The sequence below is a fragment of the Psychrobacter sp. SZ93C1 genome, from assembly GCF_015864635.1.
GTDB lineage: Bacteria > Pseudomonadota > Gammaproteobacteria > Pseudomonadales > Moraxellaceae > Psychrobacter > Psychrobacter fozii.
On the sequence record NZ_JADYWY010000001.1, the window covers coordinates 339,780 to 357,532 of the forward strand.

The 17,753-nt window shown below is 40.7% G+C and carries 18 protein-coding genes; 7 read left to right on the forward strand and 11 right to left on the reverse strand.

Annotated features, from left to right (window positions below; genetic code table 11):
- The first annotated feature begins 156 nt into the window (after positions 1 to 156).
- From I6E83_RS01495 to I6E83_RS01505, 3 genes are all read left to right on the forward strand, one after another.
- Positions 157 to 1,290 carry an aminotransferase class V-fold PLP-dependent enzyme gene (locus tag I6E83_RS01495; protein WP_197099690.1) on the forward strand — a complete coding sequence of 378 codons (1,134 nt, stop codon included), beginning with the start codon at positions 157 to 159 and terminating at the stop codon, positions 1,288 to 1,290.
- A gap of 151 nt (positions 1,291 to 1,441) precedes the next feature.
- Positions 1,442 to 1,879, forward strand: a complete 438-nt coding sequence (locus I6E83_RS01500; RefSeq protein WP_197099691.1) for a YeeE/YedE family protein — start codon at positions 1,442 to 1,444, stop codon at positions 1,877 to 1,879.
- A gap of 73 nt (positions 1,880 to 1,952) precedes the next feature.
- Entirely contained in the window at positions 1,953 to 2,372 is a 420-nt protein-coding gene (locus tag I6E83_RS01505) for a DUF6691 family protein (protein ID WP_197099692.1), read from the forward strand.
- A gap of 103 nt (positions 2,373 to 2,475) precedes the next feature.
- Here I6E83_RS01505 and I6E83_RS01510 read toward each other — a convergent pair whose 3' ends face one another.
- Entirely contained in the window at positions 2,476 to 4,140 is a 1,665-nt protein-coding gene (locus I6E83_RS01510) for an AMP-binding protein (protein WP_197099693.1), read from the reverse strand.
- A 363-nt stretch (positions 4,141 to 4,503) separates the two neighbouring features.
- Here I6E83_RS01510 and I6E83_RS01515 point away from each other — a divergent pair, with 363 nt between their 5' ends.
- A complete protein-coding gene (locus tag I6E83_RS01515) occupies positions 4,504 to 6,639 on the forward strand; it encodes an NADPH-dependent 2,4-dienoyl-CoA reductase (RefSeq protein ID WP_197099694.1) in 2,136 nt (711 codons plus the stop codon).
- A 149-nt stretch (positions 6,640 to 6,788) separates the two neighbouring features.
- Here I6E83_RS01515 and I6E83_RS01520 read toward each other — a convergent pair whose 3' ends face one another.
- From I6E83_RS01520 to I6E83_RS01560, 9 genes are all read right to left on the reverse strand, one after another.
- Positions 6,789 to 7,562: a lysozyme inhibitor LprI family protein gene (locus I6E83_RS01520; RefSeq protein ID WP_197099695.1), complete on the reverse strand. Its 774-nt coding sequence runs from the start codon at positions 7,560 to 7,562 to the stop codon at positions 6,789 to 6,791.
- A 50-nt stretch (positions 7,563 to 7,612) separates the two neighbouring features.
- On the reverse strand, positions 7,613 to 8,047 hold the full coding sequence (locus I6E83_RS01525; protein ID WP_197099696.1) for a hypothetical protein: 435 nt from the start codon (positions 8,045 to 8,047) through the stop codon (positions 7,613 to 7,615).
- 120 nt (positions 8,048 to 8,167) lie between these two features.
- Positions 8,168 to 8,701, reverse strand: a complete 534-nt coding sequence (locus I6E83_RS01530; protein ID WP_197099697.1) for a carboxypeptidase-like regulatory domain-containing protein — start codon at positions 8,699 to 8,701, stop codon at positions 8,168 to 8,170.
- 48 nt (positions 8,702 to 8,749) lie between these two features.
- Positions 8,750 to 9,319: a hypothetical protein gene (locus I6E83_RS01535; RefSeq protein WP_110921934.1), complete on the reverse strand. Its 570-nt coding sequence runs from the start codon at positions 9,317 to 9,319 to the stop codon at positions 8,750 to 8,752.
- Positions 9,306 to 9,857 (reverse strand): hypothetical protein, encoded by a 552-nt coding sequence (locus I6E83_RS01540; RefSeq protein WP_110921933.1) that lies wholly within the window; start codon positions 9,855 to 9,857, stop codon positions 9,306 to 9,308. Before I6E83_RS01540 ends, I6E83_RS01535 begins: the two co-directional genes overlap by 14 nt.
- A 57-nt stretch (positions 9,858 to 9,914) precedes the next feature.
- Positions 9,915 to 10,595 carry a hypothetical protein gene (locus tag I6E83_RS01545; RefSeq protein WP_110921932.1) on the reverse strand — a complete coding sequence of 227 codons (681 nt, stop codon included), beginning with the start codon at positions 10,593 to 10,595 and terminating at the stop codon, positions 9,915 to 9,917.
- A gap of 70 nt (positions 10,596 to 10,665) precedes the next feature.
- Entirely contained in the window at positions 10,666 to 11,178 is a 513-nt protein-coding gene (locus I6E83_RS01550) for a hypothetical protein (protein WP_110921931.1), read from the reverse strand.
- A 44-nt stretch (positions 11,179 to 11,222) separates the two neighbouring features.
- Complete coding sequence (locus I6E83_RS01555; RefSeq protein ID WP_197099698.1) at positions 11,223 to 11,831, reverse strand: hypothetical protein; 609 nt, start codon at positions 11,829 to 11,831, stop codon at positions 11,223 to 11,225.
- A gap of 1 nt (position 11,832) precedes the next feature.
- The gene (locus I6E83_RS01560) at positions 11,833 to 12,360 is read right to left on the reverse strand and encodes a PAAR domain-containing protein (protein WP_197099699.1); all 528 of its coding nucleotides are present in this window, start codon (positions 12,358 to 12,360) and stop codon (positions 11,833 to 11,835) included.
- 306 nt (positions 12,361 to 12,666) lie between these two features.
- On the opposite strand from I6E83_RS01560, the gene I6E83_RS01565 reads away from it, so the two are divergent.
- Positions 12,667 to 13,365, forward strand: coding sequence for a hypothetical protein (locus tag I6E83_RS01565; protein WP_197099700.1), 699 nt, complete (start codon positions 12,667 to 12,669; stop codon positions 13,363 to 13,365).
- 37 nt (positions 13,366 to 13,402) lie between these two features.
- Here the strand turns inward: I6E83_RS01565 and I6E83_RS01570 are convergent, their stop codons facing one another.
- Positions 13,403 to 14,407 (reverse strand): lipoate--protein ligase, encoded by a 1,005-nt coding sequence (locus I6E83_RS01570; protein ID WP_197099701.1) that lies wholly within the window; start codon positions 14,405 to 14,407, stop codon positions 13,403 to 13,405.
- Positions 14,408 to 14,883: 476 nt separating this feature from the next.
- Between I6E83_RS01570 and I6E83_RS01575 the strand changes: the two genes are divergently transcribed.
- Positions 14,884 to 15,936 carry a helix-turn-helix domain-containing protein gene (locus I6E83_RS01575; RefSeq protein WP_197099702.1) on the forward strand — a complete coding sequence of 351 codons (1,053 nt, stop codon included), beginning with the start codon at positions 14,884 to 14,886 and terminating at the stop codon, positions 15,934 to 15,936.
- A 428-nt stretch (positions 15,937 to 16,364) separates the two neighbouring features.
- A complete protein-coding gene (gene trpB, locus I6E83_RS01580; protein ID WP_197099703.1) occupies positions 16,365 to 17,591 on the forward strand; it encodes a tryptophan synthase subunit beta in 1,227 nt (408 codons plus the stop codon).
- Positions 17,592 to 17,753 lie beyond the last annotated feature (162 nt).

Below are 17,753 nucleotides of genomic sequence, written 5' to 3' on the forward strand. Positions count from 1 at the left end.
TTTCACTATAAATAGTATTTGGCTAGGTTGGCATTTAGATTTTTGCACTTAGACTCTAGTATCGGGATTCTAGTATCGGAATTTTAGTGTCTGGAGCTTGCTGTAGCCACTGCCTAAAAATTATTAAATCATCTAACAATAAACTAGGAGCGCCCTATGACTGCATTACGTCAAGATATTGATCCAAACGGCTTATTAGAATACTCAGTGGTCTATACTGACCGCGCCCTCAATCACATGTCAAAAGTCTTTCAACAAGTGATGAATGACCTGTCTAGCGACCTAAAATCAGTCTATAACGCTGATGCAGTCGTGATTGTACCGGGTGCTGGTACCTATGGTATGGAAGCGGTTGCGCGTCAATTGGCAAACGATGAAGATTGCCTCATTATTCGTAATGGTTGGTTTAGCTATCGTTGGTCGCAAATACTAGAAAAAGGCAAAATTGCCAAATCGACTACGGTCTTGACTGCTCATCGTGAAGAGGGGGATTCTCCAAAGCCATTTTCACCTGTCGATATCGATGAGGCAGTTGCAAAAATTAAAGCAGAAAAACCAGCAGTGGTATTTGCTCCGCATGTCGAAACCTCATCAGGGATTATTCTGTCAGCGGACTACATTAAAGCTTTGAGCGCTGCCGTGCATAGCATTGGTGGTTTATTGGTCATTGACTGTATCGCATCAGGTTGTGTTTGGTTAGACATGAAAGATTTGGGGATTGACGTCCTTATCAGTGCTCCGCAAAAGGGTTGGAGTAGTACGCCATGTGCTGGTCTGGTCATGCTCAGCGATGCTGCTATCCAAAAAGTAGACAGTACAGAATCTGATAGCTTTAGTTTGGATTTAAAGCAGTGGTTAAACATCATGCGTGCCTATGAGAATGGCGGTCACGCCTATCATGCAACTATGCCAACCGACAGCTTACGCCAGTTCCGCGATACCATTTTAGAGGCTAAAAAAATCGGCTTCGATACATTGTGTGATGCGCAGTGGGAGTTGGGCAACCGTATCCGTCAGGTATTTGCTGATAAAGGTATCGAGAGCGTGGCAGCCAAAGGCTTTGAAGCGCCAGGTGTTGTCGTGGCTTATACCGATCGTGATGATATGCATAAAGGCAGTGCTTTTGCAGAAGCGGGTATGCAAATCGCTTCCGGTGTACCGCTCAAAGTAGGTGAACCTGATAACTTTAAGACCTTCCGTTTGGGTCTATTTGGTCTAGATAAATTGACTGATGTTGATGGCGCAGTCACACGTTTTGAGTCAGCACTTGATAAAGTATTGGCTAAATAGTATTTAGCACACGCCTTAGCTAAAAGAATACTGAGCCTGTTTAATATAGGGTCAGTATTTTTTTACCCTTTTATTATATTTTATAATATAATGTATTTTTATAAATTAATATTTAGGCACGTATTTAATAAATTTAATTGGGTAGTCCGTTATGAGTATACAAATAGACTGGCAGGCCTTTACACCAATCTCCTTAGTAGGCGGCCTAATGCTAGGTGTGGCGACCGTTATACTGCTACTGGGTATTGGGCGTATTGCGGGTATTAGCGGCATCTTTTCAAGCCTGCTAAAGCCCAAGCGTGTTGAGATGTGGCAGATACTGTTCATCGTGGGGCTTGTCATCTCACCAGTACTATACAGTCTGGGAAGACCGTTACCTGATATAGATATTAGTACTTCTTTGCCATTGTTGATTGGTGCGGGATTGTTAGTTGGCTTTGGGACGCGTTTGGGATCAGGTTGTACCAGTGGGCACGGTATCTGTGGCAATGCACGCTTGTCTCCACGCTCGATGGCAGCGACGGTGACCTTTATGCTCTTTGGTATTGTGACGGTGTATTTTGGTCGGCATGTTTTAGGTTTGATTTAAAAAAATCGCGCTAAGACGGCGTTGAGTACTGTTTATAGCAGCTTGAATTAACATATTAGGTGTGAGAAAAAACATGCTAAAAAATATAATTGGATTGTTAGCAGGGCTACTATTTGGCTTTGGACTGCTGGTGTCAGGTATGACCGATCCTGTGAAGGTGCAAGGGTTTTTGGATGTCTTTGGTGCATGGGATATTTCCCTCGCATTGGTCATGGGTGGTGGATTAATCGTGGCAATCGTTGGTGTGCAATTGGCCAAGCGTCAGCAGACGAGCTGGATTGGCACATTGATAGAAATGCCAAGCAAAACCGTTATTAATAAAAAACTCCTTATCGGCGCGATGCTGTTTGGTATCGGTTGGGGTTTGGTGGGTATTTGTCCAGGGCCAGGAATCGTACTGCTCGGAACAGGACAATGGCAAGCGTATGTATTTATTCCTGCCATGATAGTTGGCATGTTGGTTTATCAATGGGTGGAGCCAAAACTTGGTTAGAGCGCTCACAAAAAAGGGTCAGCCTAATATGATCAAGCTAACCCTTTCTATATTTCTATAAAAGACGTTTCACGTTATAAAAGTATTTTACACTTTTAAAAGCCTATTTCGCACTGACCGTGACTTTCGGGGTTTCGTGCGCCAATGATTTGGCCGCTTGTCGCAGTTCAAATTTCTGAACTTTGCCCGTACTGGTCTTTGGTATTTCAGCAAAGATAATATATTTGGGTACTTTAAAACCCGCTAAATGCTGCTTGCAATGCGCCATCACGGTATCGCGCTGCAAGGTGCTATCAGCATGAATCTCGATAAAAGCAACGGGCACTTCGCCCCATTTTTCATGTGGTGCAGCGACCACGGCGCAGCTTTGAATCTCAGGCATTTTATATAGGATGTTTTCGACCTCAATACTAGAGATGTTTTCACCACCTGAGATGATGATATCTTTAAGCCTGTCCATGATTTTGATATAACCATCAGCGTATTTGACGCCTAAATCACCCGTGCGAAACCAGCCATCAGCAAAGGCCGTTTCGGTAGCTTTACGACTTTTGAGATAGCCTTTCATCACCATATTACCGCGTAGTGCCAACTCGCCCATTTCTTCACCATTGGCCGCGACAGGTTCAGTTGTACCTTGCTTAAACACCTCAAACCCAGTCATCAAGTGTGAAGTCACACCTTGTCGTGATTTCTTTTGCGCACGTACAGTGACATCCAGCTCATCCCACTCTGCTTGCTCGGCACAGACCGTCACCGGTCCATACACTTCAGTTAGGCCATAAACGTGGGAGATGTGGAACCCCATGGCTTCCATTGCGGCTAGCATGGTTTCAGATGGTGGCGCACCAGCGACCCAACCATTTACTTCGTGGGTAATCGCCTCTTTATATTCAGACTTACCACCTGCAATCATATTGTGTACCACAGGCGCTGAGCAATAATGGCTGACTTTGTACTTAGCAATTAGTTGTAAAATCAAATCCGCATCAATATTACGTAAGCAGACGTTGATACCGGCACGCTCAGCGATGGTCCATGGAAAGCACCAACCGTTACAGTGAAATAACGGCAGCGTCCAGAGATACATAGGATGCTTCGGTAGGTCCCAATCTAGGATATTGGACACAGCATTGAGCGTGGCACCGCGATGGTGGTAGACCACACCTTTGGGTTTGCCTGTGGTGCCAGAGGTATAATTCAGTGCAATCGCATCCCATTCGTCTGATGGTTTTTCCCAGTTATCCAAACTGTCTGAACTGGCAACCAATTCCTCATAGCTCATTTGTCCAAATCTATCGACTTTGAGAGCCGCATCTGTTGCATGAATAACAATTAGGTTGGGAAAGGTTTCATCGATAATCTCGGCATATTCAGCAAACTCACTGTCCAAAACCAGAACTTTGGCTTCTGAATGTTGTAGACAAAAGGTGAGGGCGTTGATATCGAGTCGGGTATTCAATGTACAGAGTACACCACCTGACATCGGCACACCAAAGGCACATTCAATCATCGCTGGCGTGTTCGGCATCATCACTGCCACGGTATCGTTTTTATCAATGCCCAGTTTGCGTAGCCCATCGGCTAACTGCCTGCAACGATTATAGGTTTGTTGCCACGTTTGGGTGAAGTTATTATATTTTAGGTCGTCATAAATGATGGCAGTCTTGTCAGGGTAAACCTGCGCACTGCGAATGATAAAATCAATGGGGGTAAGCGGTTGATGGTTGGCTGCATTTTTGCCAAGACCAGTATGGAAGTCTGTCATTGTGATAATCCTTTATCATATATTTGAGATTTTCTGAGGTAATACCTTAGTCGATCGACTTTATCAGGGCATGTCATCAATTGGAAGTATTTGTATTTTTACCCTTATAATCTAATCGATTAATCCAGTCGATGCTACGTCTTAATACCTAATTATTATAGACATTCGTCATTGATAATTGGACTGGTTTTGTCGTGTTTGTTTAACCGCATACTAGGAAGTCAGCTATTAAGCAGAGCCATTTGGTATGGTAATGAATAAACGTCCACTCATCAGTCGTTTGTCTGCGTAGCTGATGATAATAGCGGTGTGGTACGATACCAGTAACGTTAAACCCCGCAAGCTATTCATAAGGAAAATGATATGACCGCCAGCCGCACTGCCGCGCCGATTGAAACTGCCACTACCAATGAACATTACCCGCATTTATTTGAGCCACTTGATTTGGGTTTTACCACGCTCAAAAACCGTCTAGTGATGGGCTCTATGCATACGGGTCTTGAAGATCGTTTCTATAATTATGGCAAGCTGGCAGCATATTTCGAAGAGCGTGCCAAAGGCGGCGTGGCGATGATGATCACTGGCGGTATCTCGCCCAATCGCGAAGGGTGGTTGCTCCCTGCGGGCGGTACCATGAATACAAAAGCCGACGTCATCAATCACCAACGCGTGACCCATGCTGTGCATAAACATGACAGTAAACTCATCATGCAAATCTTGCATAGTGGTCGTTACGGTTATCATCCATTCGTACTGTCATCAAGCCCGATTAAATCGCCAATTTCACCATTTAAACCGCGCAAGATGAGTATTAAAAATATCGAGCAGACGGTAAAAGACTATGCCCGTTCAGCCAAGCTTGCCAAGCAGGCAGGATATGACGGTGTCGAAATCATGGGGTCAGAAGGATATCTGCTGAACCAGTTTTTATCGCGTCATGTCAACAAGCGTAAAGACATTTATGGTGGTGACATCGAAGGCCGTATGAAGTTCGCCGTTGACGTGGTTAAAGCGGTTCGTGCTGCTGCCGGTGAAGATTTTATTATTCTATTCCGCCTGTCAGTGATTGACTTGGTCAAAGATGGTAACGTCATGGATGAGGTCATCACAGTGGCTCAAGCGCTAGAAGAAGCGGGCGTGACCATCATGAATACGGGTATCGGCTGGCACGAAGCACGTGTCCCGACGATTGTGACGAGCGTACCACGTGCTGCGTTTGTTGACTTCACTGCTGAAATTAAAAAGCACATCAATATTCCTATGATGGCAGCAAACCGTATCAATATGCCAGAAACGGCTGAAGAAATCGTCGCGACTGGTCAAGCTGATATGATTCAAATGGCGCGTCCATTCTTAGCTGATGCACATTGGGTCAATAAAGCCAAAAATGGTCAAGCAGACCGTATCAATACTTGTATCGCCTGTAACCAAGCCTGCCTAGATCATACTTTTGAAAACAAACGTTCGACTTGTTTGGTCAATCCACAAGCCTGTTATGAGACTGAATTGGTCTATAAGAAAGCGAAGAAGCCGAAAAAAGTTGCTGTCATCGGTGGCGGTGTTGCAGGTATGTCAGCGGCACATGTGGCCGCACTGCGCGGTCATGAAGTAACATTGTTCGAAGCCAAAGACGTGTTGGGCGGTCAGTTCAACTATGCCAAAGTCATCCCTGGTAAAGAAGAATTCTTTGAAACCATTCGCTACTATATTAATGAGCTTGAGCACTTGGGTGTCAACGTAAAACTGAATACCAAAGTCGATAAAGATATGCTTGAAAAAGCCAAATTCCACCATGTCATCGTTGCAACAGGTGTCGTACCTAGAAGCTTAGCAGGTAAGCTTGAAGGTGCAGATTTGCCACAAGTGATGAGCTACGCTGAACTGCTATCTGGTGAGAAATCAGTTGGCAATACAGTTGCTGTCATCGGTGCTGGTGGTATTGGTTTTGATGTCAGTGAATATCTCACTGCCAAACATGGTCAGCCACTTGATGAGCTAGATCCTGAGACATTGAAAGATCCGAGCTATCGTCCAAAAGCCCAGTCTATTAGTGAGTGGCGCGAAGAGTGGGGCGTGACCAATGATGTCAATTATCAAACGGATGGCGGTCTGGTGAAGCCTGAAGCCATTAAACCAGTTCGCCAAGTTTACCTCATGCAGCGCAGCAAAGGTCGCTTGGGTAGTGGATTGAATAAAACCTCAGGTTGGGTACATCGTGCTCATATCAAATCACACGGCGTTATCCAAGTCGCGGGTGTGCAGTATGACAAAATCACCAATGAAGGTATTTGGGTGACCAATGGTCAAGGCCAAAGCCAGCTATTACGTGTCGATAGCGTCGTCGTCTGTGCTGGTCAAGAGTCAGTCGTTGAGCTGATGCCAAATGTCGGCGATGCGCCAGATGCGCAATATCATTTAATCGGTGGCGCTAAGCTCGCGGCTGAGCTAGATGCTAAACGCGCGATTCGTGATGGAGCTGAGGTTGCAGTGCAGATTTAAACGATTGATTTAAAATCAGTGTCTAAGATTAGAAGACGGTAGGGGAGTGATCTCCTGCCGTTTTTTTTATTTAGAGCTTAAATATAACTCAAGGTTTTTATTTCAATTGAGATAAAATTTAGCCTATTGTTGCTTCGAAGTTTGAAAACCTAACTCACCTCGCGCTCTAATATAATCCGGTCAAAATACCCTCGCATACCACAATGCAGTCTTCTATATTGATCATCCATATCTCTTAATAATAATTGAGTTTGGCCTTTATAAGTTGCTGGATACAAACGCAGCTCAACGTTTTTATCTGACTGATCATCATTGATGACCCAATGATTCTGTGACCATATGGCTTTACTCTCTCCCAAATCACAGGTATGAGTATTGGTGAAAATTAAAACGCCATCGATAATGGAAAGATAAGGCTTATTAGCGACACTATGAATCGATACGGTGTTTGTTGCCTCTCCTGAATCCTCCCATTGCTGAGTGTCTGAATTGTATAGTGAGATTTGAGAGGTTTGAGAAAAATTCCCCAAGGCACTTTTGCTCGGTAAATCAGAAGGACTTAATTCATCTGAAAAATTCCAAGCCACACCGTAATTGGTTTGCTCTTCGATATATTCTTTATACTCACGTATCAGACATTCTTCACTTTTACAGGTATTACGCTGAAACGTAAGCCATGTGCGTTGATTCGCAATAGTTCTGTTTTTAAAAGCTTTGCTGTCTTCATAGTCAGAAGAAGCGGCAAGATTGCTTTTGTACTTTTCTGCCATGGCGTCATCAAGCTTAGAAAGCTCAGGACTGTCGCAAACGGTTTTTTCTATCCAGCTAGCCGCTTTTTTGCAATCAAAACTCGCTGCATTTGCAGGCGTATATAGTAAGCAAGTGCTTAAAATACTTATTGTCGCTAAGAGTAGATTTTTCATAGGGTTCTCATTGCTTTTGGCTAGTAGGTGTTTTATAAAGGATTTGATATTTAGTCTAGTATTACTTGCTCAACTCTATTTATTCTAATGACTATAGAAACCATGACTTCAACTATAACTACAACCATAACTGCAATAACCACACCTGTTAAAAAATACATGTTTCTCCACGTATCGTGATTCAATGCTTCAGAATAAACAGCGAATTCAGGAGGCTTTATTGGTACATTGGGGCCTATACTAAACATAAATCCACCAAAGTCAGCATAAGAATCCACTTTATCTCCTAACCAGTTGTCATATAAACGTACACAAGTTAATGAAAACAGATAGGCAAACAACCAAGTAGGTAATGTTCTAAATAACAATGAGAGATAATTACGTAGATATAAATTAAAAATTATAGTCATTACGATAGTAATAAATAAAATCGATAAAGAGTCATGAGCAACGAGAAATGATAAAAGTGGTTCATTATTAATCATGCTATTTTTTCCCAGTAAAGTTATCAGGATATGTTTCTTGCCAAATATAAGGCCTGTAGGCAAAAGGTGTGATTCTTTTTTGATACCTCAAAACTTCATTAGGAAAAATTATTTCATCAGCTAATTTGAACTCACTTGCTCATACGTTTTGCCTTCTGGCACGGGTATGCAATCGACTTCTTTTTGCGATTGGTTAGGTTTACAGTAGTCTAAAGTCTGATAGTAAGTTTTATAATCCCTTTCTTTACCGACGGGTACTGGCATAAGATAAATTTGACCCATATTCACGTAACTTTTCTCAGTATATGGCTTAGGTATAGAAGCCAATCCTCCATTTGCATACGACTTGATCTCATAGCCTGGCTTACTTATTGAAAAGCTTGTGTTTCCTATAGACATAACTTCTCTATGATTTGGGTATTTCACTATATATTCATAAGTAACTGGTGGTACAGTGAAGCGTCCTTGTGCACCTGTAAAGGCAAAAGCATTTCCACCTATTACTGTCTTTACATTTGCAATCGGTTGATTGGTTTTCTTATCAACCACCTGACCTGTAATTTGCGGCGTAGCATAGATCACCTTTTTTTGACAGCCAGTTAAACTGGCTAATGAGAGTACGAATACAGTTAAATAAAGCGTTCTATTTTGCATTCAAAGCCTTTTTATTTTGACACTAATCACTAAAGCCAACTACTTTATTTATTCAATAGGTCGATTCGGACTCACTTGCTCATACGTTTTACCTTCTGGTACGGGTATACAATCAATTTCTTTTTGAGACTCGGTAGGTTTGCAGTATCTCATCATCTCAGTATATTGATATACCCTATCATAGACATGCTCACCTTCTGCTAGTGGCGTGAGGTATACACTACCCATATTTATTGACACTGGTGTATTAATATCCAAAGCTGGCGTAGGTAAAGCCATACCATCGACATTAACTAATCGGCGTTGATATCCCTCACTTTCAATCATGATGTCAGCGTATTCATAAATGAATTGCAGCTGTTCTTTATTCCGCCTTTTATTCATATCATCTGAGACGACCATAGGTGGCAAGGCAAACTTGCCTGTGCTGTCAGAAGTCGTTTGATGTTCATCCGTTAAGTAAATACTTACATCAGTAACAGGTTGCTGAGTGACACTATCTAGTAATTGGCCTGAAAGTGCTGGGGTGACGTAGTAATCAGTAGGCTCTGGTATCAAGCAAGCGCTTAATGGGATAGTTAGTACACTGGTAAAGACAAATAGTTTATAAGGCTTCATTTGTAACTCCATCTGGTAGTGGCATACAATTGACGTCTTTTTGAGAGTCATTAGGCTGACAAAATGTCATGTCATCAATGTACTCATCTTCAATATCGTTCATGTCCACACCCTCTGGTAGCGGCTCTAAAAACACCTTGCCCAAATGAATATGATACGGAACTTCTGAGGTATATTTAACTTCTAGTTTCTTGATACCAGATTTGTTGTAACTTATACCTTTATAGCCTTCTTTGCCTATAGAGAAGCTTCCGCTAGATGCTTCATTTAATGAACGCACGTCATAATCCGATGTAGTATATGAAAACTTGAAGGCAGGTAATTTAAAATGTCCATTGATATCAGTTTGAGTTTGATGAATACTATTTTCATAGATTGAGACATTACTCAAAGGTTGGTTGGTTATGTTATCCAAGACTTGCCCCGTAATGATTGGGGATGCATAGCCATGGATGTCCTGCCCTGCTGAGCAGCTTAAAAGACACAAAGAAACAAATGTACCGATAATTAAACCGCTCGACTTGCTAAATATACTCATAAACGTGCTGCCTTCTTATAGGGTAGTGGCATGCAATTGACGTTTTTTTGAGATTGATCAACCAATACATGGTGCCAAAATAGATACGTCAGCTGACTCAGTCTCAAAGTCAAGTTTCTCGTTTAGACATTCTATTTTTTTGACTAACTGTTGCTCTTCTTCCTTGCTTAAGCTCTGCTCTTCTCTGTAATCTGTTTTAGGATAACGATTAAAACCTAGCGCCACACCATAGGTGGATAGAACAATATTTCTAACAGAGCTTCGCTTCCTCTGGGTAACACGCCCTTGTTCATTTAAGCAAAGTTCGCGGTCGCAAATAGTGTCGAAGTTATTCACAATATGAAGTATCTGTGCATCCCCTGCTTTCACTAATAGCTTAGGCGAGGGGTAGTGAATAGATCCTGCGCTATATCTATACCAAGCTCCACCATAGTTTCCTTCGGCAAGCTTAATGTCCCCGTATTTTTCAAGATTGAGTAAAGATTGGTAGTTTCTTGCTTTTTCATCAGCACTTATGGGTTCCTCCCATTTATCAATCACATGACGTAGAACAGCTTCAATATCTCTATGTTCGTCGACTATTTGGTCTTTTTCTTTTATTGTTTGCTTATTACTTATTTTTGAGCTGTTAAGGTTTTCAGTAGAAGCAGTATTGGTCTTATCATGATTAGGATCATTACTAGACATGCAAGATGTAAGTAGAAGTAGGGTCAACAGAGTGAAAGCTTTTTTTTGCATCAGGTTATACCTTTCTAATTATTAGCTTGCCTACGTATCGCCTATCAGTCTGCCGATGGAAGGATAGTTGTCACTCAGGTGTATAAGGATAGTTAAACTCTTTTTGAAAACTTATAAAATGGTCTTCCTTATCGTCTAAACCTCCAATTGAAACTATTAATAATTGCCTATCTAACTTAGAATAAGTAATTTGTTCTAAATTAGGATTATTAGAGTTTAAACATATTTTTTGCCCATCTCTCAAACTGAAATAATTTTTATTCTTGGGTTTAATCTGTATTTTGACATGATCACTTATTTCAGCATTCGGATCCAATATAGCAAGCTCTTCCATTTTAATATAATTAAAAATTATAGGATTTTCCATAACGACGGCAGAACTGAATATTGGCATAAAACATAAATCACCTTTGCTATTTTTCGATATATCAATACTTCCTTCGATAGGAGGGCTATGCGTAGGATAGTCTTGGAAACATCCAAGAAGACTAGTTGTTGATAGCACGAATATTATTTTAAGTATATTGAATATATGAGATTTATTTATATGTATTTTTTTGTTTTCTTGAGTGAACAAATACATTATAAAATATCCTATTTATTATTAATGAAGTTAATATTTTTTTATTACTTTTTGATTATTTCATCTACAACTATTATATAGTGAGTTAAATATGCTTCACTACGATTAGTAGCTCTTATGGAATTTCTAAGTTCAATATGTAGTCCATTTTTCAGTGCCCAATAATCCGCAACAATAGATGCTTGCTGTTCAATTCCATAATCTAGTAAGGTTTTTGTTTGGTCAAGTTCATACTTATACGCGCCATGCCCTAACCCTAATTTTTGACTTGGATATTCTATAAACATCTGTTCACTTACGGCTCGTAAAACTACCATTTGCCCATTTTGATGCTGCCAAACATGAGTCATTTCGTGTATAAAAAAATGCTTACTAGTATCTGAAGCTAAAGAAAAATCTTTTTTATGCACCTTAGGAGCAAAATATATACTACCATTAGGTGCTATTGCCATAGTGTCCTTTTGTTTAGACCATAATTTTCTGTTATAAATACGAACGGTTTTAAAATCTATGTTGTTACCAAACATTTCTTTAATAAGACTTTCTTCACCAGAAGTTAGCTTTCTTCCAGCATCCACTTCAATACACTTATGATCACTGTTATTTTTTTCAGTAAGATGACGATTACCACAATCAATTTCTTTTCTTGACATATTACTCTTCCTCATCAAATAGTATCTTAATACTCACTTCCGCTGGATAATCTGCTCCAATGGCTTCAGTGAACCCTTCTTCATCAGTCGTACCTTCAACCGATTTACCGTCATAATCTAAACGGTAGTTGATATAGGCTAGTGGAAATTGACTATGTTGATCCAGTAATTGAAATCTATCATCATAAATATCTTCATCTATGTTGTTAAGCAAGCTTTTTGAGTCCGACTTTGCAGACTGCAATGGTTCAATATTGCCCACATCAAAACCCGACTCCGAAAAAGCTTGTTGACTAGCAATCAGTTTTGAGCCGCAGCTGGTCATATCACCTACACGGGCAACAGGCGCACCATCTACTATATAGGACGGATCACCAGTGATAATTGTCACGACCTTTTTGCACTTCTTACAGACGACTTTGTCCCCTTTGCGAGCGACAGGAATACCATTATGAGTGGTTTGCGGTGAGCCAGTGATTACCGTACCGCCATGCGTCGTCTTTGCGCCGACAGTGATATAGGCTGCCATAGTGCTACCTCTTTGTAATTTGTAAAATCTGATACATTATGTTTGATTTGTCATGGATAGTTCATTATAACGGGTCTTTTATCACTAGCCACTATACTTGATTGACTAAACAATATTCAACTTAAATTCATTATCAGTTATGATGACCGCGTATGTTTTCTTTACCTACTATCACTTCTGACATAGCGAAACTGACGCATGAATTCTGCTCAAAGATCCGTTACATTCTCTACCATTATAAATATCTTAAAAAAGCGGCCTATTGCTATATTTTTTGCAGTTATATTCGCCTTTTTTGCCTTACTAATGGCGACTATTTTTACCCTAGTATTTTCTTTGACTGGCAATGATATGCCAAAAGTAGACTATGAGTTAATTGATGCCCAAGGTATAGAAACCACTGCCGAGATTAGCAATATCGAAACCGATTATACGGTCACAGTAAATGGCCTGCATCCAACAGTGATTTCATATCAATATATAGAAGATGGTCAAGCAATTGAGTCTGAATATAAAGTGCTCGAAGAGGTCAAGATAGAGGCGTTGGCGGCCGGTGACGATATAACGATTAAATCTCTCAATGGTCAGTCGGCTATCAAAAACATCAAGCCTTATCACTTCCCTACGACTTTGTTTTTCCTTGCTCCTATACCTTTTTTGCTATTCGGATTGCCATTTTTACTCTATATAATAGTAACGACTAGCAAAGAGCTTAAGCTCTATAAATATGGGCAAGTAAAATCAGCAAGGATTGTATCTATCATGCCAAAATACACGATCCCCTTTGTCAGTATTGGGCAAGGCGTCAAGGTGCATTATGAGTATGAGACTGGAGATGGCAATAAGATTGTCGGCGAGTCGGTGACCAGTGATTTCTCAATCATCAGTGATAAAAGAACAGGCGATACTATTCTGATATTTGTCGAGCCTGACAACGAATATAAGTCATGTGTCGTGCCTAAGCTCGATGCGCTTAAAAATAATTGGCATATTAATTTTGAATAGTATAAAGGCAGGCAAGGAGAAGGGAAGGGCGGTTTTTCTAACCTTCCATCTCGCTAGTCAACCACTCAGATACGTCATCCACTTGCGCTGCCAATTCAGGTTGCGCTGTGCCTAGTTCATCGAGCTTAGTTTTTACGTCATTGCGATTGTATTTGCTATCAGTCAGAGTCTCTTTTAACAGCTCAATCAAATCAACATTTAGCGCATCAGAGAAGATAACGACTTCACGAATCACTGCTTGCTTTACATCAAGGTGCAAATCGATAATGCCCCAGTCAAAGCGTGTCTCAATATGGTGAGTAAACTCAGGGGTCTTGCCAAAACGCCAATCCCAATCCGCCATTTGCTGATAGTATTTGTGCAAACTAGGCTGCTTGGTGAGACTGGCTTCATCTAACGCTTCTACTGCCGCATTGTCGCCGTAATATTCACAAAGCGCCTCGATAATCGCATCGGATAAGGTTTCGTGATTGATGTCGTTATTGAACTCAACCAAGTTAGCGACTCTTGCACGCACGGATTTTATACCTTTGGCTTTTAGCTTGAGTGGGTGCGGATTGAGGTAGTCCCCCAGCTTTTGCATGTTGGCATTGACGAGTAATGTCCCGTGATGAAAGCTGCGATCCGCTGCATGTTTAAAGGCGCTACCTGAGATTTTTTTATCACCCACTTGCATGTCATTACGACCAGATAAGTCAGCATCTATGCCTAATTTTTTCAGCGCATTGATGATAATGGTAAAGTTCGCTGCTTGATCGTAGTCATCTTTAGGCGATAAAAAGGTAAAGTTGGTATTGCCCAAATCATGAAACACTGCACCGCCGCCACTTTGACGCCGTGCCAAAAACACATCGTCGGCTTCCATCTTATCGATTTTGCATTCCACCCATGGATTCTGCGAGCGTCCGATGACCACGGTCTCAGAATTACGCCATAGAAACAGCGTGTGCGAGTCTGGGTCGAGTGCTTGAAATATCCAGTCCTCGGTCGCGAGGTTAAACCAAGGGTTGGTCACAGCAGATTTTAAGATGCGCAGTTTCATTATTTATCCTTTTGAGTAGAAGGTTATTTATTAGGTTTTATGAGTTGGCTTTTATAAATAGGTATTACCATTCTTACCGATGCGAGGTTGGGATTCAATGGCGATATGGTGGGAAGAAGTTTTTGAGGTTTTGTATATAGTGATGGATCGAAGTGTTTTTATTAGATTTTGGAGAAGGTGATTTATAATTTTTCGGAAGAATTGTTAGCTGTTGGAGCTAATCCTACTATCCGCTTGTATCTCACTTGTCGATGGCCTGCAGACTACTTTGTCTGGTAGAGTTCCTGTTATCTCGATACCGCCACCAGCCATAGTCCGCATCGCCATCGTCGGCGTTAGGATACCACTACTATCAGGGCTAAAATGTGCCCCAATTTGACAGGTGATATTTTAAAACCTCACTTACTCTTATGCTACTATTAGGACTAAACTTAAGTAAATAAAAATTCATTTGAAAACTACCTTGGTGACAATAGATGTCAAATAAAAAGATATTAAAATTAAATGAGTTGTTAATACTTAATGTTGATGCCTTGACTAAAAGAGTTAGTAACAGAGAAAGTGAACGTAGAGAGTTTAAGCTAAAGTTTGATAATAATAATTTACCTAAGCTAGCTCGAACTATGGCATCTTTTGCTAATAGAGAAGGTGGGGTTTTATTCTTTGGCATTAGAGACCAACCTAGAGAGCTAATAGGGATAAAGGAAAATGATATACCTGATGACGTTGAGTTTACTAACTTCTTAAAACAATATTTCGAACCTGAAATTTTGTTTGAATCAAAAACTATAGACTTGCTGGGCAAGAATATTCATTGTTTGATTGTAAAACCATCAATTAATAAACCTGTAATTTGTAGAAAGTCAAAATCTCTAGTAATACAAGGCAAGCCACAGAAGGAAATTTTAAGAGAGGGAGCTATTTATTATCGCTACTCTGCTTCATCAGATGAGATTAAGTGCGCTGACTTAAAAATCATACTTGATAATGAAAAAGAGAATTTTTTTAAGTCTATGATAGATAATATTACCCTTTTAAATAAAGTTGGAATGGATAGAGCTGCTATTATCGATGCACAAGAACTGTCTGAGAATGATAGATCTGCGTCTGTATTTCTAACGAATGATACAGCGCGAAACCTAAACTGGATAGATAGTGGCAAGTTTGTCGAAGATGAAGATGAAGGTGATGGAGAAAAGGCTTATTACGTGGTAAGAAAAGTTGAAATAAAACATGGTGTAGAAATAGCTAAACCAACAGATTTTGCAATAACGCATCAGCTAACAAAATCTGCATTATGTAATGTCGTAAAAATAAGTACAAATCATATTGAAGCAGTTATATGGAAATTAGGAATTAAAGACAATCCTAGATATCATATATCTTCAAGTCACGGGAAAAATAAAATACATAAGTTTAAAAAAGAATGTGAAAATAATATTTTAGATGCTTATCCCTTAGATATGGAAAAACGTCTTGAAGCAATAAAAAAAGTCGCTGAAGAATATAAGGCTGCTCTACGTAAATAGTAACGGTCATCTTGAGGTATGAGTTAGACTAGACGAGCAGATATAAGCTGATGGCGGGATTAGCTCCACCAAATCCATAACCCAAAAAAACGCTCGTCAAAAGCATTCGTTATCCAACCAATTCTCCAAAAACCTAAATAAAATCTTCTCTCAATATAGTTGCTATATTGCGCTCCGCAAATCCCGTGATAAACGTATACGGATTTATGCCTGAGCTGCCGAGTACGAAGCTACTTAATGGCTGATAGCAGAAGTTATTGCCAAAGCCTTTGACCGCATCAGCCATTCCATCCTGACAGATTTACTCCTTAACTTGACCAAATAATAAATTTGACTTATTATCTTGTTTCAATGTACTAGAACGTAAATACAATAATTCTATAATTAAGAACTCATCAATAAGTGACTAAACATAATAAGGTTCAAATATGAGAACAGAAATTACAGCAGCTGGCTACGGATTACATCAATCTATCCTGCCCAACGATGATGGCTTATATGGGGAGTTCGGTGGCAAAATTGGACACCCTGAGCTGGCTAAAGCCATGGCAGAGATTGAAACAAGTTTTCGTGAGATTATTAAAGATGATGACTTTATCGCTGAGATGAAGCGACTGCGTGAGACGTATGTGGGTCGTCCAAGTCCTCTATATCATGCACAACGCTTAAGCGAACATTGCGGCGGGGCACAGATTTATTTTAAGCGTGAAGATTTAAACCATACGGGCGCGCATAAAATTAATCACTGCTTGGGTGAGGTATTATTAGCCAAGAAATTAGGCAAAACCAAAGTCATTGCTGAAACTGGTGCGGGGCAACACGGTGTGGCACTAGCAACAGCGGCTGCGCTGATGGGTTTGGAGTGCGAGATTCATATGGGTGTCGTCGATATTGAAAAGGAGCATCCCAATGTCAGCCGCATGAGAATTTTAGGAGCCAATATCGTTCCTGTATCACGCGGGGCAGGGACATTAAAGGAAGCAGTGGATAGCGCTTTTGAGACGTATCTGAATGAGCTTGATACCAGTATGTTTGCCATTGGCTCAGCATTAGGGCCTGCACCCTATCCAGAAATGGTGAGCTATTTTCAGTCTGTTGTCGGGCATGAGGCACGTGCGCAATTCATAGCAACGACAGGTCAGTTGCCCAATAAAGTGGTTGCTTGTATTGGTGGTGGTTCCAATGCTATCGGTATGTTCAGCGGATTTTTTGATGATGCAGGTGTGGAAAAAATAGGCGTAGAACCAGCAGGAGAGGGTTTAGATACGCCCAATCATGCAGCGACCATGTCGTTAGGGGTCAAAGGTGAGATTCATGGTTTTAAATGCTATGTACTGCTCGATGAGAAAGGTGAGCCAGCCCCCGTGCATTCGATTGCATCTGGTTTAGACTATCCTGGCGTTGGCCCGCAGCATTCACATTTACGAGATTTAAAATTGGCTACTTATGAGTTAGCCACAGATGCAGAGTGTTTAGAGGCGTTTATGGCATTGTCTCGGCTTGAAGGTATTATTCCAGCTTTGGAGTCTGCACATGCCATTGCCTATGCGATGAAAATTGCTAAGACTATGTCAGCGGATGAGACCATTTTGGTTAATTTATCAGGGCGCGGTGATAAAGATATCGATTTCATTTTAGATAAAGTAAATTTGTAAACAAAAGTGAGTGATGAGTATAGAAAAATAATCCCTTTTGAGCGATTAAAAAGTTATCATCGTGGTCTTTTTTTACGATTTAACCTTTTTCACGACTGGGACCTTTTATAACGGTACATTTATCATAAATGACCCTCTCTTATAAATAGAGAACAGCCGTCC

Excerpts from the sequence above, each read along its gene's own strand:
- I6E83_RS01530 (WP_197099697.1), bottom strand. The coding sequence starts at position 8,701 with ATGCAAAATAGAACGCTTTATTTAACTGTATTCGTACTCTCATTAGCC.
- I6E83_RS01560 (WP_197099699.1), bottom strand. The coding sequence starts at position 12,360 with ATGGCAGCCTATATCACTGTCGGCGCAAAGACGACGCATGGCGGTACG.
- I6E83_RS01535 (WP_110921934.1), bottom strand. The coding sequence starts at position 9,319 with ATGAAGCCTTATAAACTATTTGTCTTTACCAGTGTACTAACTATCCCA.
- I6E83_RS01540 (WP_110921933.1), bottom strand. The coding sequence starts at position 9,857 with ATGAGTATATTTAGCAAGTCGAGCGGTTTAATTATCGGTACATTTGTT.
- I6E83_RS01500 (WP_197099691.1), top strand. The coding sequence starts at position 1,442 with ATGAGTATACAAATAGACTGGCAGGCCTTTACACCAATCTCCTTAGTA.
- I6E83_RS01525 (WP_197099696.1), bottom strand. The coding sequence starts at position 8,047 with ATGATTAATAATGAACCACTTTTATCATTTCTCGTTGCTCATGACTCT.
- I6E83_RS01555 (WP_197099698.1), bottom strand. The coding sequence starts at position 11,831 with ATGTCAAGAAAAGAAATTGATTGTGGTAATCGTCATCTTACTGAAAAA.
- I6E83_RS01515 (WP_197099694.1), top strand. The coding sequence starts at position 4,504 with ATGACCGCCAGCCGCACTGCCGCGCCGATTGAAACTGCCACTACCAAT.
- I6E83_RS01520 (WP_197099695.1), bottom strand. The coding sequence starts at position 7,562 with ATGAAAAATCTACTCTTAGCGACAATAAGTATTTTAAGCACTTGCTTA.
- I6E83_RS01550 (WP_110921931.1), bottom strand. The coding sequence starts at position 11,178 with ATGTATTTGTTCACTCAAGAAAACAAAAAAATACATATAAATAAATCT.
- trpB (WP_197099703.1), top strand. The coding sequence starts at position 16,365 with ATGAGAACAGAAATTACAGCAGCTGGCTACGGATTACATCAATCTATC.
- I6E83_RS01495 (WP_197099690.1), top strand. The coding sequence starts at position 157 with ATGACTGCATTACGTCAAGATATTGATCCAAACGGCTTATTAGAATAC.
- I6E83_RS01505 (WP_197099692.1), top strand. The coding sequence starts at position 1,953 with ATGCTAAAAAATATAATTGGATTGTTAGCAGGGCTACTATTTGGCTTT.
- I6E83_RS01570 (WP_197099701.1), bottom strand. The coding sequence starts at position 14,407 with ATGAAACTGCGCATCTTAAAATCTGCTGTGACCAACCCTTGGTTTAAC.
- I6E83_RS01575 (WP_197099702.1), top strand. The coding sequence starts at position 14,884 with ATGTCAAATAAAAAGATATTAAAATTAAATGAGTTGTTAATACTTAAT.
- I6E83_RS01510 (WP_197099693.1), bottom strand. The coding sequence starts at position 4,140 with ATGACAGACTTCCATACTGGTCTTGGCAAAAATGCAGCCAACCATCAA.
- I6E83_RS01545 (WP_110921932.1), bottom strand. The coding sequence starts at position 10,595 with ATGCAAAAAAAAGCTTTCACTCTGTTGACCCTACTTCTACTTACATCT.
- I6E83_RS01565 (WP_197099700.1), top strand. The coding sequence starts at position 12,667 with ATGGCGACTATTTTTACCCTAGTATTTTCTTTGACTGGCAATGATATG.